The organism is Flocculibacter collagenilyticus (genome assembly GCF_016469335.1).
GTDB lineage: Bacteria > Pseudomonadota > Gammaproteobacteria > Enterobacterales > Alteromonadaceae > Flocculibacter > Flocculibacter collagenilyticus.
On record NZ_CP059888.1, the window covers coordinates 1,505,910 to 1,520,130 of the forward strand.

The following is a 14,221-nucleotide window of genomic DNA, read 5'->3' on the forward strand; positions in this document are numbered from 1 at the left end:
TTAATACTCATGCAATTAGATCATGACAATAGTTTTTCAGTAGCAGACTATCAAGAAGATGTAGATAAATGGATTAAATCGTTTGGTGTACGCTATTTTAATGAATTAACAAACACTGCCGTTTTGATGGAAGAAGTTGGGGAAGTTGCGCGACTTATGGCGCGAGTGCACGGTGAGCAGAGCTTTAAAAAAGGCAAAGAACCAGAAAATCTAAAACAAGAAATAGCAGATGAGTTAGCAGATGTAATGTTTGTAGTAACGTGTTTGGCCAACCAACAAGGTATTGATTTAACCGCGGCAATTGAAAAAAACTTTTCGAAAAAAACGGGCAGGGATGTAGAGCGCCATAAAAATAATGAGAAACTAAAGTCTTAATTATTCAGTAAAACCACGTAATTTACTTGTTAACTAAAAGAGAGAATGAATGTTATCACTTGTCCAATCAAATAAAATGGAAGTTCTGGCTGAACAACTAGCACAAGTGATAAAAACGACTCCCTTGGCAAACCCATTTGAACCAGAAGTGATTTTGGTTCAAAGCCCTGGTATGTCGCAGTGGCTTAAAATTAGCTTGGCTGAACAACTGGGAATTGCAGCCAACCTTCATTTTCCATTACCGTCCTCTTTTATTTGGACAATATATCAAGCGCTAGTGCCAGATTTACCAGAACAATCTGCTTTCAATAAGACTGATATGGCATGGAAAGTCTTTCAATTATTAGAAGCATATTTAGTAGAACCAGATTTTGCACCGCTGAAACATTACCTTAGTGACGATACTGATCAGATAAAGCTATACCAACTTAGCGAAAAAATTGCTGACGTATTTGATCAGTATTTAATGTATCGACCTGAGTGGATTTTAGGTTGGGAAGCGGGTGAAGATGCAATATCAGGAGGAAATGTCAGCGAGCAACCGTGGCAGCCAATGTTATGGCGTGCGATTATTGAAAAGACTAAAGTGCTAGGACAATCTCCGTATCATCGAACGAATCTGCATAACTTATTAATTGAGCGGCTGGCTAACCTTGATGTTGCAAGCAGTGAATTAACCTTTTTACCTCAACGTTTATTTGTTTTTGGTATTTCAACTCTCCCAAGACAACAGTTAGATGTGCTAGAGCATTTAGCAAAGCATATTGATATTTATTTATTTTATTTCAATCCTTGCCAACATTACTGGGGCGATATTGTTAACGAAAAAATGTTGGCCAAAATTAAAGCGCGTTACCCTAATTCAAAGCATAATACTGCTGCAATCCCACATGAAGAGGTAGAGAACTTTTTTATGGTGGGCAACCCTCTGTTAGCATCACTAGGTGGCGTGGGTAAGGATTATGTTGAAACACTACTAGATATTCCCGGCCAAGACATAGATTGTTTTATTGAGTCGCCAGCAAAAAACGCACTTGAGACGATTCAAAATGATATTTTAAACTTATCGTTTCGGGATCAAATGGAGCCGTTAACTGCTGAGCAAATGCTGACAGATGAAGGTAAGCAAATCTGGCGCAATAATGATGCCTCTATTTTATTTAATAGTGCACACAGCCCAGTCAGAGAGTTAGAAATATTGCATGATCACTTACTTAATATGATGCAACAACATCCGACTCTTACACCGAAAGATATTATCGTTATGATGCCCGATGTCAGTCAATATGGCCCTTATATTGAGTCGGTGTTTTCAAGTGTGCCTTACGAGCAATATATTCCATTTGCCATTTCAGATCGTGGTGTGCGGCAAGAAAATCCTATCCTAGAATCATTTATCACGTTACTTAAACTGCCTAAGTTACGTTTTACCGCGTCTGAAATTTTAGACTTGCTTCAAGTTCCTGCAATATTAAATAAATTAGAATTAGACGCGGAAGACTTACCGTGGATAGTAAAGTGGGTGCGTGAGTCGGGTGTTCGCTGGGGCATTGATGAGCGTCATCGCAGCGATTTAGGCTTTGAACATGATGATTTGAATACGTGGCAGTTTGGCTTGAAGCGAGCGCTATTAGGTTATGCCAGTAATGAACAAACCTTGTATCACAACATATTGCCTTATACCGAAATAGAAGGTCAGCAGGCCGTATTGTTAGGTAAAGTAAGCCACTTCGTGAATCAACTTATTACATTCCGTAAACAGCTAACCCAAGCAACCAGTGCTGAACAGCATATTGCTATTTTAAGGGCGATAGTCGAGGATTTTTATTTAGCTGAAGAACAAGATCTAATTGCAATCAATACGGCGCGAGAGGCTATTTCAGCGTTAGCGTATCATCTTGAATTAGGTAACATTCCAGCCGATGAAGAATTCGCGTTAAGTTATGAAGTGGTTTGTGAGTTTATTCAGTCCCAATTAAATGAAAAAGGGGTCGGTCAACGGTTTTTAGCGGGGCGTGTCAATTTTTGTACCTTAATGCCAATGCGTAGTATTCCATTTAAAGTGGTATGCCTCATAGGAATGAATGACGGTGAATACCCGCGTTTTGTCGCACCAGTAGGTTTTGATTTAATGGCAACCAGCCAAGCTAAAAAAGGCGATAGAAGCCGACGACTAGAAGACCGTTATTTATTTTTAGAAGCATTACTGTCAGCAAGAGAACAGCTTTATATTAGTTTTAATGGGCGCTCTATTTTAGATAACTCCATTAAAGTGCCTTCTGTGGTGGTGTCTGAATTTAAAGAATACATTGAACAGTCATTTATTGATGAGCATGGAAATACACCTTCGGCTCTATTCGTTGAACATCCGCTACAGCCTTTTAACCACGCTTATTTTTCACTTGAAAGCCACATTAAAAGCTATAAAGTGCAGTGGATTGTGGATAACGCTGACGCATTAATGGTGAATACCATTAATAATAACAGCAGCTCGGTAACTAGCACGGTATTGGAAAATAATACACTGGAATTAGACAGTTTACTGACCTTTTGGCGTCACCCAATACGTTATTATTTTAATCATTGTTTAAAAGTAAAAATAGAAACACAAACAGCCCACGAAGATGACGATGAAATGTTTGCACTGTTAGGGTTGGCGAAGTATCAGATATTGAATCAACGTGTAAAACAAAAATTACTCGCTGAAAGTGAATCTTACGATACTGCGACCATAAGTGCGAAACAATATTGGCGTCGTGCTGGGCAATTACCAGCAGGCAGTGCAGGTGATATTGACTTTGGTGATATTGACACCCTCAGTGATGAGTTTGTGACACGTATTCTTAGCTTTGTACCAGATATTAACCAAACAGAACAAATAGAAATTTCGATCATCCTTGAAGGGGTCAAGTTACAAGGTTGGTTGCAGCAATTTGTTGGTATGGGAATATTGCTAGCGCGACCAGCTAAGCTAAAAGCGACTGATTACATTAATGCATGGTTACAACATATTGTTTGTTGTGCTGCTTACCAGCCAAAACATACCTTTTTAATTGGATTAGATAAAGCGGTTCAATTTCAAGCTATTGATAAAGAAACGGCGCAACAACATTTAACACTATGGTTGGCGCACTGTGTGTTGGGGCATCAACAAGTTATCCCGTTTTTGTCTCAAACTAGCTTCAACTGGGCGAAAAGTCACGATGAAAGTAAGTTAACCACTTCGCTTTATGGGCAAGACTTTTTAAATATTCAAGGCGAATTACACGATCCTTACGTAGCCAAATGCTATACCGAAGTGAATGAGTTACCAGAGACTTTTTATCAGTTAGCGGATGACTTGTTACTGCCCATGCTAGAAAATGTAATGGATGCAGAGGAGCATCAATAATGGCTGTGAACACGACACCACTGGATGAAGCTAATAACACTGTGTTGCCAACGTCACTAAATCCGCTCACTCTGCCATTAACAGGTAGTATTTTAATAGAGGCCAGTGCAGGCACAGGAAAAACGTATACTATTACCACATTATATGTGCGCCTGTTGTTAGGGTTAACAAACACCAATCCTTTATTAACAGACACAGTAGAAGAAAGCCACGTAACCGCACCACAGTGTTACACCGTTGAGCAAATTTTAGTGGTGACCTTCACCGAAGCGGCAACGCAAGAAATTAGAGACCGAGTGCGCGCTCGGATTAACGAAGCAAAGTGGGCTGTATTTACAGGACAAAGTAGTGACCCCTTATTAATTACGATTGTTGACCAAATTGAAGACAGGCATTTAGCATTTCATCGACTGGATGCAGCCGCTAAGTTGATGGATCAAGCTGCTATTTTTACCATTCATGGTTTTTGCCATCGCATGTTAACGCAGCATGCTTTTGAGTCAGGCTCGCTATTTGAACAAGAGTTCATTTTAGAACAAACCAGCTTAGTTGAAGAAGCTACAAAAGACTATTGGCGCAAGTATGTGGTGCCGCAATCACTGCCGGTGATGACTTTTATACGTCAATTCTGGTTAGAGCCTACACAGTTACAAAAAGACATTGAAGCTTTGTTGTATAAAGAAGGTGTAGTGTTCTCACCAAGATATAGCTTTACAGATGAAATAAAACAAATAGAGCATTATCAAACCTTAGTAAAAAAAGTGAAGCACGCATGGCTTGAAGAAGATATTGAGTCGATGCTGCTTAAATCTGACATACGTGGTAATAAAGCGGCAGTAAAAAGCGATCGTCTTGCAGCGATGAACGCATTTTGTCACTCCAACCAGCTCGACTTTGTGTATAAAGCCAATAAAAAAGAAAGCTTTGAGTTATGGGCGCAGTCAGACTTACAAAATCCTAAATCGCTAAAAGGTAAAAAAGTGCCTCCTACCCATTGGGTATTTGACAGCTGCGAACAGCTAGCGTTAATGCGCACAAAAATAAAACAGCAGCTAAAAGCTGCAATCATTCAAGATGCTGTTACCAAAATTAAGCAGTTACTTATCGCTAGTAAATTACAAAATCATCAAATTAGTGCTGATGAACTGCTAACCCGATTGCACAGTGCTCTACACGGCGATCACCAACAAGCATTAATCGATGCGATTTCGTCGCAATATCCAATTGCAATGATTGATGAGTTTCAGGATACCGATCCCATTCAATACGGCATTTTTTCTAGCATTTATCAGGATACATCTCAGAGTGATGAAGTAAATGCATGCTGGGTAATGATAGGTGATCCCAAGCAGGCAATTTATGGGTTTCGTGGTGCAGATATTTTTACTTATATTAAAGCCAAGCACGATGTCGAGAGAGAAAAATATTATACGTTAGATACCAACTGGCGCTCGTCTGATGATGTGGTCACAGCGGTTAACTACTTATTTTCAAGTAGCCAAAATGCCTTTATTTATGATCAAGACATTCCATTTTTACCCGTCAAGGCTGCGGGCAAGGCAAGCAAATCGCCATTTAAGATTAATAACAAGGCTGCTGCGGGATTACAACTGTCTTATTTACCTAGCGAGGACGACACACCCATAGCAAAAGGCAACGCACTGCCTTTATTGGCAGAACATAGCGCTAATCAAATAGCGACATTACTTAATTTGGCAGAGCAGGGTGAAGCGAATATTGGCGACCGAAAAGTCGCTGCTGCTGATATTTGTGTGCTTGTGCGCGATAGATTTGAAGCGCGTACAATTAAGCAAGCACTGCTTGAACGTAATATTGATAGCGTATTTCTAAGTAAGGACAGTGTGTTTGCAAGCGAGCTAGCTGAAGACGTTTATCGCTTACTCAGTGTGCTTATACTTGAACAAGGTAGTAGCCATGCAGAAGCACATATTCGAGGCATTTTATTATCCTGTTTGTTTAATTATTCAATCACAGATATTGAGCAATTAAACGAGCAAGAGCACGCGTGGCAATATGTGTTAGATATGTTTGATAATTTATCAAACCGATTATCGCGCTACGGGGTAATGCCATTAATTCAGCACCTTATTTATGATAACGGCTTGGTTAAAAAATGGCGCACAATATCGAGATATAGCGACAATGTTGAGCGGTTGATCACAGATTTGCGTCATTTAGGTGAAATCTTACAGCAAAAGCAAATGGAGCTAGGCGGGCTGCATAAGTTATTGTTTTGGTTTGAACAGCAGATTACTTCACCAGAATTAAATAAAGCGCAGCAAATGCGACTGGAGTCGGATCAAAACTTAATACAAATCGTTACCATGCACGCAAGTAAAGGACTTGAGTACAATATTGTATTTTTGCCTTTTATAAGTAGTTATCGCGCGGTTTCTAGTGCCATTTACCATAATGAGCTTGACCAACTTACTGTAGATTTAACCAATGCTGAAGAAAATTTATCCAAAGCAGAAAAAGAACAATTAGCTGAAGATTTGCGGTTACTGTATGTTGCATTAACGCGGCCAGTGCACCAACTCAATGTTAACCTTTACAACTGCAAAGAAGGACAGAAAAAACGTTCAGCGCTTACTAAAACGGCAATTGGGTATTTACTGTTTGGGACAGTTGACGTTGCCGATATTAATAACGGGTTGATTCAGCAACAACTTATCAATCTTGTCGATGGTATAAATGAGTCGACACGAGAAGAAAGCGTAGTCACGAATAACATGATTGCAAATTATTGCGACGCCAGCACGTCAACCTATACCCGTTTTCAAGCAGTTAGTCACAATACGCAAGCGCAACTTGTACAGCATCACTTTTCTGCGCAAATAGACGACTACTGGCGAGTAACCAGTTACTCCGCATTAATTCATGCTGCGCACTCAACCGTGGCCAATTCTAAGGCTGCTACCGAAGAGCCGTCTCCACCCGAAGCGGGGGAGGTTCAGCCCGGCATGGATGATGAGCTGCATTTTTCCGACTTTCAACCTGTAACGGTAATGAACAAGAATCGTTTTAATTTTGAAAAAGGGGCGAATGCGGGTAGCTGTTTGCATGAAATTTTTGAAGAGATAGATTTCACGTCAGCAGAGCGTGACTATATTGATGTAATTATTAAAAAGCTTAACTTATACGGCATTGATGAAAGCTGGGCAGAAGTAGTGTATGAGTGGGTATGTGATGTGCTTGATACGCCTTTAGATAAAGATCAACATGCACTGGCAGATGTTCACAATAAGTTGATTGAAATGGAATTCCACATGGCCATTTCAACGATCAATGCCGCTAAATTAAATGCGTTATTGTCATCCCAAGTAAACCGAAATTATAAACTGCTTTCATTTTCAGACGTACAAGGTGTATTAAAAGGCTTTATTGACTTAGTGTATGAATTTAACGGTCGCTATTATGTGCTTGATTATAAGTCGAATCATTTAGGTGAAAATACCAGCGATTACACGCCAGATAAACTAGAAGAAGCGATGACATCGCATCATTATCATTTGCAATATTTAATCTATGTAGTTGCCTTGCAACGTTATTTATCGTTACGCCTTCCGAATTATGATTACGACATGCATATAGGCGGTGTGTATTATTTATTTTTACGAGGAATGAGTGCGAATACAAATGATGATACAGGCATATTTCGAGATAAACCGCCAAAACAATTAATAGACCAACTTGATGCACTTTTTACTGGTACAACATTCGGTTTGAATAGTGGCAGTGAGTGTGATTCAAGTAAACATGGCGCTACATTACATGAGCAACAGCAATTAGGGTTATTTTAATGCTACCTAGTTACAATGAAGAGATTAAATTAACCAGTAGTGAATTATTATGTTGGCGCGAGGAAAACGGCGCATTATCTAAGTCACTTATTGAGTATTGTGAGTTACGTCATATCGATATTGAGTTTGCTAATGCATCACTTGAAGTTGCCCTATTGAGCGGCCAGAAAATAGATGACACAGTAAAGAGTTATCTAGTTATTACAGTCGCCTTACTAAGTTTAGAGCTTGCAGAGCAGAATGTATGCTTCAATATCTCGTCTATCAACTGGCGTAATCCATTTAACTTATCCGTTGAAGCACTCAATTTATTCACGCCATTCATAGCACCGGATGCAGCGCTAGAAAAAGAAACGTCAATAGCATCAATCAATAGCGTTTTGAGTAATCCTGCCATTGCGTTACCTTTTGTATTACATCACACACAGTTATTTTTAGCTCGTTACTGGCGGTATGAAACCATTGTGGCTGAAGGTTTGCGAGCCTTGGCAAATAAGGCGACAACGTTTAACGAGCAAAGAGTAAAAAATATTATTGACTCGCTTTTTGATAAAACTGTTATCCAAAACCAACATATTACCCCCGCGAACAATACAGATGAGGTTGACTGGCAACGAGTTGCAGTCGCCATTGCAGCTAAACAGCAATTTGCGGTAATTACTGGAGGGCCGGGGACGGGCAAAACCACAACAGTAGCCCGCTTGTTAGCACTGATAGCGACGCTTCACCCTAAAACTAACCCTGTTATTGAAATTGTAGCGCCGACGGGAAAAGCAGCAGTAAGGCTGACCGAATCCATCAAAAATGCTAAGTCAAAGTTAAACGTTGATTCACGCACAAAAAATTGCATTCCCGATAATGCAAAAACGATTCATCGATTGTTGCAGCCGCAATATTTATCAAGCCATTTTAAACGTGATCATGAAAACCCAATTCATGCCGATGTGCTGGTGGTGGATGAAGCGTCAATGATTGATATCGCATTAATGGCCAAGTTAATTCAAGCATTGCCTGCTTATGTGCATCTTATTTTACTAGGCGATCAGGAGCAATTAGCCTCAGTTGAGGCTGGATGTGTGCTGGCTGATATTTGTGCCCCCTTAAATGGAAGTATCAATTCTCAACCGTTGAAATCTATTAAGTCGGCTCCGGCTGCCCACCTTTCAGCTACTCAAAATCAATGGATACAAAAAGTAGCCGGTGTAGCACTACCTCATGGCAACTCAGAAAAAGACGTTTGTCACAACGCTATTGTCGACTCTGTAATTGCGCTGCAAAAAAGTCATCGATTTAAAGCGGATAGTGGAATAGGGCAATTGGCTAAAGCGGTAAACACAAACGATAAGGCATTATTAGATCAGGTTTTTGCGGCAAATTATGCCGAGCTTACTTTTTACGGGCAAAGCGCAAAAGATTATGAGTCATTAATTAAGCAATGCGCTAATGCTTATAAAGTGTATTTAAATAAGATGCGTCAAAAGGAGCCTATTCGAACTGTCATAGAAGCATTTAATACCTTTCAATTGCTCGTGGCAGTAAAAGAGGGGCGATTTGGTGTTAATGAATTAAATGACAATATTGAAAAAGTACTCGCTCGTTCGGGACATATTACTGCCAATCAACGGTTTTATGCAGGTCGGCCAATCATGATTCAGCAAAATGATTATGACATGCAATTATTTAATGGCGATATTGGTTTATTACTGCCAGATTATGAAAATGAAGATCCTAACCAACATAAACAATTAAAAGCATGGTTTATTGCGCCCGATCAGTCGTTAAATGCTTATTACCCTTCACGTTTACCAATGCACGATACGGTATTTGCGATGACCGTGCATAAAAGCCAAGGTTCTGAGTTCGATACTGTAGTACTGGCGCTACCTGAATTAAAAAATACAATCAGCAATAAAGTCATGTCGAAGGAGTTGGTATATACAGGCATTACCCGAGCAAAAAATCATTTTACTCTTTATGCCGGAAAGCGTGTGTTAAGTAATGCAATGGCTCGTTCTATTAAGCGTCAATCAGGGCTTATTGAAAAGTTGTATGGTTAGCTTATTTAACGCTTATAAACGTTAATAATTGAAAATAGTAACGTCAGCAGCTTAGTTCTTTGCTTTAACGTCGAAATAAATTTTTTACTTTTAGTTTTGTGTACACTAGATTTAAATGAGAGTCGTTAAGTTTTATTCATTAATAACGCCATAAGTGCTTATTCCAACGCGATTTAATCCATTACTCTTCTTCTAATAAGGATTAACACACTATGCCTGTGCTGACCATTCGTAGCTTACCGCTAGCGCAACCAGTAAAAATTGATAACTTATTAACTAAGCTTTCAAACATGTTATCTGTACAAACTCAGTTAAATGAAGCGCATTTCGCAATTTACTGGATAACGATTGAGAAGGGGCACTTTTGCCATAGCGGAAAAACAGCAACGACCCAGCCAAATGATTCTCATCCAATTTGGATTGAAATTTATTTACCCGACTGCCATAAGCCCAATGTGAAAGATATCATCGCCAAAAACACAACGGAAATGTTGAGCAAATCCTTGATGGTAAATGCAGATAATATTTTTATTTCTTTAAGGCATGCACGTAGCGGAGAGGTATTTGAGAAATCGCATTGGTTGCATTGGTAAAAAGGGAAGGTGAATAACAGATTCATCCCTGAATCTAAATAATCTAGATAAATTAAAGCAACTAAAACTGCCAAACTACTAACAACTGCACGGCCGACTCGTCAGTATTAGCGTCGCCCAGTTTGTTATTCCAATACTGATATTCAATGCCTACAAAGAGCTGATTTTTTTGGTTAAACATTGCGTTACCCATATCCCAACGGATTTGAGGTTGTGCTAACACCCAGTTTTTTACTGGCTCGCCAAACTCATTGGTGCGAGCACCTATAAACTCTATATGGCCTTGAATATTAAACTGCTGGTTGCCTATTTCAAATGGATACATCCAATTGATATCAAGCATGTAACTATCGTCTTCAGTTGGTGCACCAGAAAATGTGACGCCATCGCTGTCGTCAATATAAGCAGTAAAGTCGGTATTCAAAAAAGCAAAGCCTGGTACATCCCAAGACAAGCGAACACCAGGTAAATATTTAAGTACTTTTGCATCTGCAGCGGCATTAACGCCTAGCAGAAATCCAATGTCGCTAAGTCCACCTTTTCGAAACTTTCTGTCGAATATTTTAGACATACTGAAATTTAAATAAATTTCACCGTAAAAATCACCATTATTAAAGCTGTCACCATTGTCGTCATCTAAATAGTCGACAAAGAAAAAAGTGTCACCGTATTTCCAGCCACTCGCGTTTTGTAACGTAATTACGCGAGTATCAGACGAAACAGAGGCATTATTAACAAACGTTGGAGTGTCTAATTCACCATATTGAAAGTGCATCTCTGTCACACTCCAATCAGCCGCTTGTGCAGCAGGTAAAGTAAACGCCCCAAGCGCTACTACACTTGCAAGTAATGCAGACTGTTTTAGGGGCTTAGCACGCGAAAGTGCGAACGATGAGTGGCTTGGTAAGTTTACTAAGGTCATAATTTCACCCCACATGAAGCTTTATTTTTCATGCAAATCATTGAAAGTAATATAAATTAAATTGGTACGTAGATTAGCACTTTTTACTGAGTTTTAAACTTAGGTAAGAGGTTTTCTACGATTTATTTCTTAGCTTCATTTAACTATAGACAGTCATCTTATTGTTGTATGTTTTTTATGCGGTTAAGTTTGAACTTTTTTGAAAAACTGAGAATGAGTGTAGGTATTTAAAAAGTGTGTGATTCAGTGTTTAAGATTTTTACATTAAAACAAATTAGCTGCATAAAAGCAGCTAATAAGAATTGTTATGCTTACTTGTCCTGAGAAAGCTCATATATGTTACAAGCAAGGTTATTCTATTGTATAAACAACATAAACAGTTGCTGTAACCCTCATTTCGCCTACCTCAAAAACGCTAGGTGGTGGAGGTGTTACTCTAAGGCGTCGTTCTGTAACAGTATATGACTGACCATAAATTCTTTGTTCAGGTTTTAGGTTGTAAGAGCTATCGTCTCTTGTTTTAAACTCTGAGATTGAATGTACATTTTTAATCTTTTTGTTCTGTAGCTCTGCAAGGCTTTCAGCTTTGATTCTTGCATCTTTTAAAGCTAGCATAAGAGCTTTTTTCTTTAGCTCATTCTCTTTCGATACTTTGACAGTTGATGATATTTTTGAAGTAATCCCAACATTAACTAAAATATCATTTAGTTGTGGGTACTTTTTTAAATCTTTCAGGACAATATCTACATTACGACTTACACTTGTTCCTTTATCTATTTTCTTTCTATCTTCATACTCAAAAGCAGGGTTTATTTGCAAAGGTGTAGCAGTTATATCACTTTTCTCAACATTAAGTTTTTGCATTGCTTCAAATAGTTTTAGTGACTTTTGATCCACTTCTAATTTTGCAACTTCCGCATCAAAGTTAACAGCCTTTAAAGATACAGATACTTGGATTTGGTCTGGAAAAACCCCAAAGTCTGATGTGCCCTCTACGTATATATGAGGCTCATTAGGAATAACTGAGGCAAGAGGAGTAAAAGATATGAGAGATAATACCAATAAAAGTTTTTTCATAAATAATTCTTTAATAACAACTAGATGTTGATTTGTTTATAACGTTCACGTAACTAACGTAGGGATTTACTTTCTCATTATGCTCCGAAAATTCAATTAAAAAGCTAACAATTTATTGGAACCCATATTGAGGTAATTTAACACCCCAAAAGGGTAAATTAAGTTTCATCAGCATTTTTAGCATGGTAACAGCCTATATGCAATAAGCCCTCTGAGGTTGTATTTTTTGCGTACGTTAAAAAGAGATTGTATCTTATATTTACTGTTATCTGAAATTTTCGGGTTTGGCAGTCCTTTTGTTTTAACGTGACACCGAGTGCCCATGCTTGCTTACCGATACGCCATGATTGAAGCCTTCAATATGTTCCCTCTAACAAAAAAATAAGGTTATACCAGTCAGCAAGAGACTTTTAAGTTTCGACCTGATAGGATTGGCGGTCATAATTAAAAGCGGCCTTGCTGATTGATTGTCAGACCTTGAGTGACCGCAATAATAAAAATCACAAATATTATAAATCTAAAGGAAGTTTATGAGTCTCCCTCGCGAACAATTTAGCTCGAAGCTAGGTTTTATCCTTGCTGCAGCGGGCTCAGCGGTTGGAATTGGCAACTTGGTTGGATTCCCTGTCGCGGCAACAAAAAACGGTGGCGGTGCATTTTTACTTATCTACGCATTATTTGTTTTCTTTATTTGTTTACCCGTTATGCTGGCGGAGATGTCCCTAGGGCGTCATACAACTAAAGATCCATTAGGTGCATATAATAAGGTATCAAATAATCATAAAGGCTGGGGATTTGCTGGTTTCTTATCCGTGTTAACACCTTTTATGATAGGCGTTTTCTATTTGGTAGTGACCGTATGGATATTCGGTTATTTATATAAAACCGTTACGGGTGATTTATCTCAATTAGCACAACCGGGTACATTTGGTGAGTTTGTAAATTCGTCATCTTTATTTATTTATATGGTTGTAGTGGTTGCTGTTATTTACTCTATTTTGGTAATGGGCGTTAAAAAAGGCATTGAAAGTGCCGCTAAACTATTAATGCCAGCCTTGTTCATAATGCTTATTGGCTTAGTTATTTATGTATTAACGTTAGACAATGCATTTGCTGGGGTTAGCTATTACATTGTTCCTGACTTTAATAAGATTACCGCAGCAACCGTGAACGGAGCATTGTCGCAAGCGTTCTTCTCGTTATCTTTAGGTATGGGTATTTTAATTACGTACGGTTCATATTTAAGTAAACGTGACGATATTGTTGGTGGCGCAAAAATGGTTGCGATTACTGACACCGCGGTTGCATTTACTGCTGGTTTACTTATTCTTCCTGCTATCTTTTCATTCAACCCTAACACGAACACTGCAGAACTATCTGATTCATCGGTGTCTTTAATGTTTGTATTTTTGCCAAAAATATTTTTAGCGTTACAAGCATCGCTGGGGTATGTAGGCGCAAGTGCAGTTGCGGCAACGTTCTTCTTGCTAGTATTTTTCGCTGCGATTACGTCGTTGGTTTCAATTATTGAAGTGACAGTAGCCAGTTTAATTGACGAAAAAGGCATGAGCCGTAAGCAGGCTCTTGGCTTTTTAGGCGGCACAATGGGTGTGTTAGCTGTTATTTGTACGCTGTCTTTTGGCATGGTGACCATGTTTACAGAGTTCACGTCTTATGCCGGAGCGAGTAAATCGGTTTTTGATGTTGTTGTAGATATTTTCTACGATACGATTTTACCGCTTAATGGCTTATTGGTGTGTATGTTTGTGATGCGCCGTTGGAAGAAGAAGCAATTCCACGCTGAATTAAGTGAGGGGAATGACAGCTATGAAGGTTCTTGGTTACAAAAGTATGTGGACTTTTCTTTAAGCACGTTTATTCCTGTTGTACTAGCGGCGGTATTTATTAATATTGTTGCTCAAAAATACTTTGGTATCAGTTTGTTGGATCTGATTTAAACTTATATATTATGTAATTTAATA

8 protein-coding genes are annotated in these 14,221 nt (G+C 38.8%); 6 read left to right on the forward strand and 2 right to left on the reverse strand.

All coding sequences use genetic code 11. The features are described 5' to 3' along the window. The first annotated feature begins 9 nt into the window (after window positions 1–9). From HUU81_RS06700 to HUU81_RS06720, 5 genes are all read left to right on the forward strand, one after another. Window positions 10–375 carry a nucleotide pyrophosphohydrolase gene (locus HUU81_RS06700; protein WP_199611464.1) on the forward strand — a complete coding sequence of 122 codons (366 nt, stop codon included), beginning with the start codon at window positions 10–12 and terminating at the stop codon, window positions 373–375. Window positions 376–424: 49 nt separating this feature from the next. Continuing rightward, window positions 425–3,766, forward strand: a complete 3,342-nt coding sequence (recC, locus tag HUU81_RS06705) for an exodeoxyribonuclease V subunit gamma (protein WP_199611465.1) — start codon at window positions 425–427, stop codon at window positions 3,764–3,766. Beyond that, the gene (gene recB, locus HUU81_RS06710) at window positions 3,766–7,590 is read left to right on the forward strand and encodes an exodeoxyribonuclease V subunit beta (protein ID WP_199611466.1); all 3,825 of its coding nucleotides are present in this window, start codon (window positions 3,766–3,768) and stop codon (window positions 7,588–7,590) included. The genes recC and recB overlap by 1 nt, the downstream gene beginning before the upstream one ends. Next, window positions 7,590–9,647: an exodeoxyribonuclease V subunit alpha gene (recD, locus tag HUU81_RS06715; protein WP_199611467.1), complete on the forward strand. Its 2,058-nt coding sequence runs from the start codon at window positions 7,590–7,592 to the stop codon at window positions 9,645–9,647. The genes recB and recD overlap by 1 nt, the downstream gene beginning before the upstream one ends. A 212-nt stretch (window positions 9,648–9,859) precedes the next feature. Next, complete coding sequence (locus tag HUU81_RS06720; protein ID WP_199611468.1) at window positions 9,860–10,240, forward strand: hypothetical protein; 381 nt, start codon at window positions 9,860–9,862, stop codon at window positions 10,238–10,240. Window positions 10,241–10,301: 61 nt separating this feature from the next. Here the strand turns inward: HUU81_RS06720 and HUU81_RS06725 are convergent, their stop codons facing one another. Both HUU81_RS06725 and HUU81_RS06730 read right to left on the reverse strand, forming a co-directional pair. Further along, window positions 10,302–11,015, reverse strand: coding sequence for a hypothetical protein (locus HUU81_RS06725; protein ID WP_199611985.1), 714 nt, complete (start codon window positions 11,013–11,015; stop codon window positions 10,302–10,304). 498 nt (window positions 11,016–11,513) lie between these two features. Next, on the reverse strand, window positions 11,514–12,239 hold the full coding sequence (locus HUU81_RS06730; protein ID WP_199611469.1) for an SIMPL domain-containing protein: 726 nt from the start codon (window positions 12,237–12,239) through the stop codon (window positions 11,514–11,516). Window positions 12,240–12,769: 530 nt separating this feature from the next. On the opposite strand from HUU81_RS06730, the gene HUU81_RS06735 reads away from it, so the two are divergent. Next, window positions 12,770–14,197, forward strand: a complete 1,428-nt coding sequence (locus tag HUU81_RS06735) for a sodium-dependent transporter (RefSeq protein WP_199611470.1) — start codon at window positions 12,770–12,772, stop codon at window positions 14,195–14,197. Window positions 14,198–14,221: the final 24 nt, after the last annotated feature.

Excerpts from the sequence above, each read along its gene's own strand:
- HUU81_RS06700 (WP_199611464.1), top strand. The coding sequence starts at position 10 with ATGCAATTAGATCATGACAATAGTTTTTCAGTAGCAGACTATCAAGAA.
- recC (WP_199611465.1), top strand. The coding sequence starts at position 425 with ATGTTATCACTTGTCCAATCAAATAAAATGGAAGTTCTGGCTGAACAA.
- recB (WP_199611466.1), top strand. The coding sequence starts at position 3,766 with ATGGCTGTGAACACGACACCACTGGATGAAGCTAATAACACTGTGTTG.
- recD (WP_199611467.1), top strand. The coding sequence starts at position 7,590 with ATGCTACCTAGTTACAATGAAGAGATTAAATTAACCAGTAGTGAATTA.
- HUU81_RS06720 (WP_199611468.1), top strand. The coding sequence starts at position 9,860 with ATGCCTGTGCTGACCATTCGTAGCTTACCGCTAGCGCAACCAGTAAAA.
- HUU81_RS06725 (WP_199611985.1), bottom strand. The coding sequence starts at position 11,015 with ATGCACTTTCAATATGGTGAATTAGACACTCCAACGTTTGTTAATAAT.
- HUU81_RS06730 (WP_199611469.1), bottom strand. The coding sequence starts at position 12,239 with ATGAAAAAACTTTTATTGGTATTATCTCTCATATCTTTTACTCCTCTT.
- HUU81_RS06735 (WP_199611470.1), top strand. The coding sequence starts at position 12,770 with ATGAGTCTCCCTCGCGAACAATTTAGCTCGAAGCTAGGTTTTATCCTT.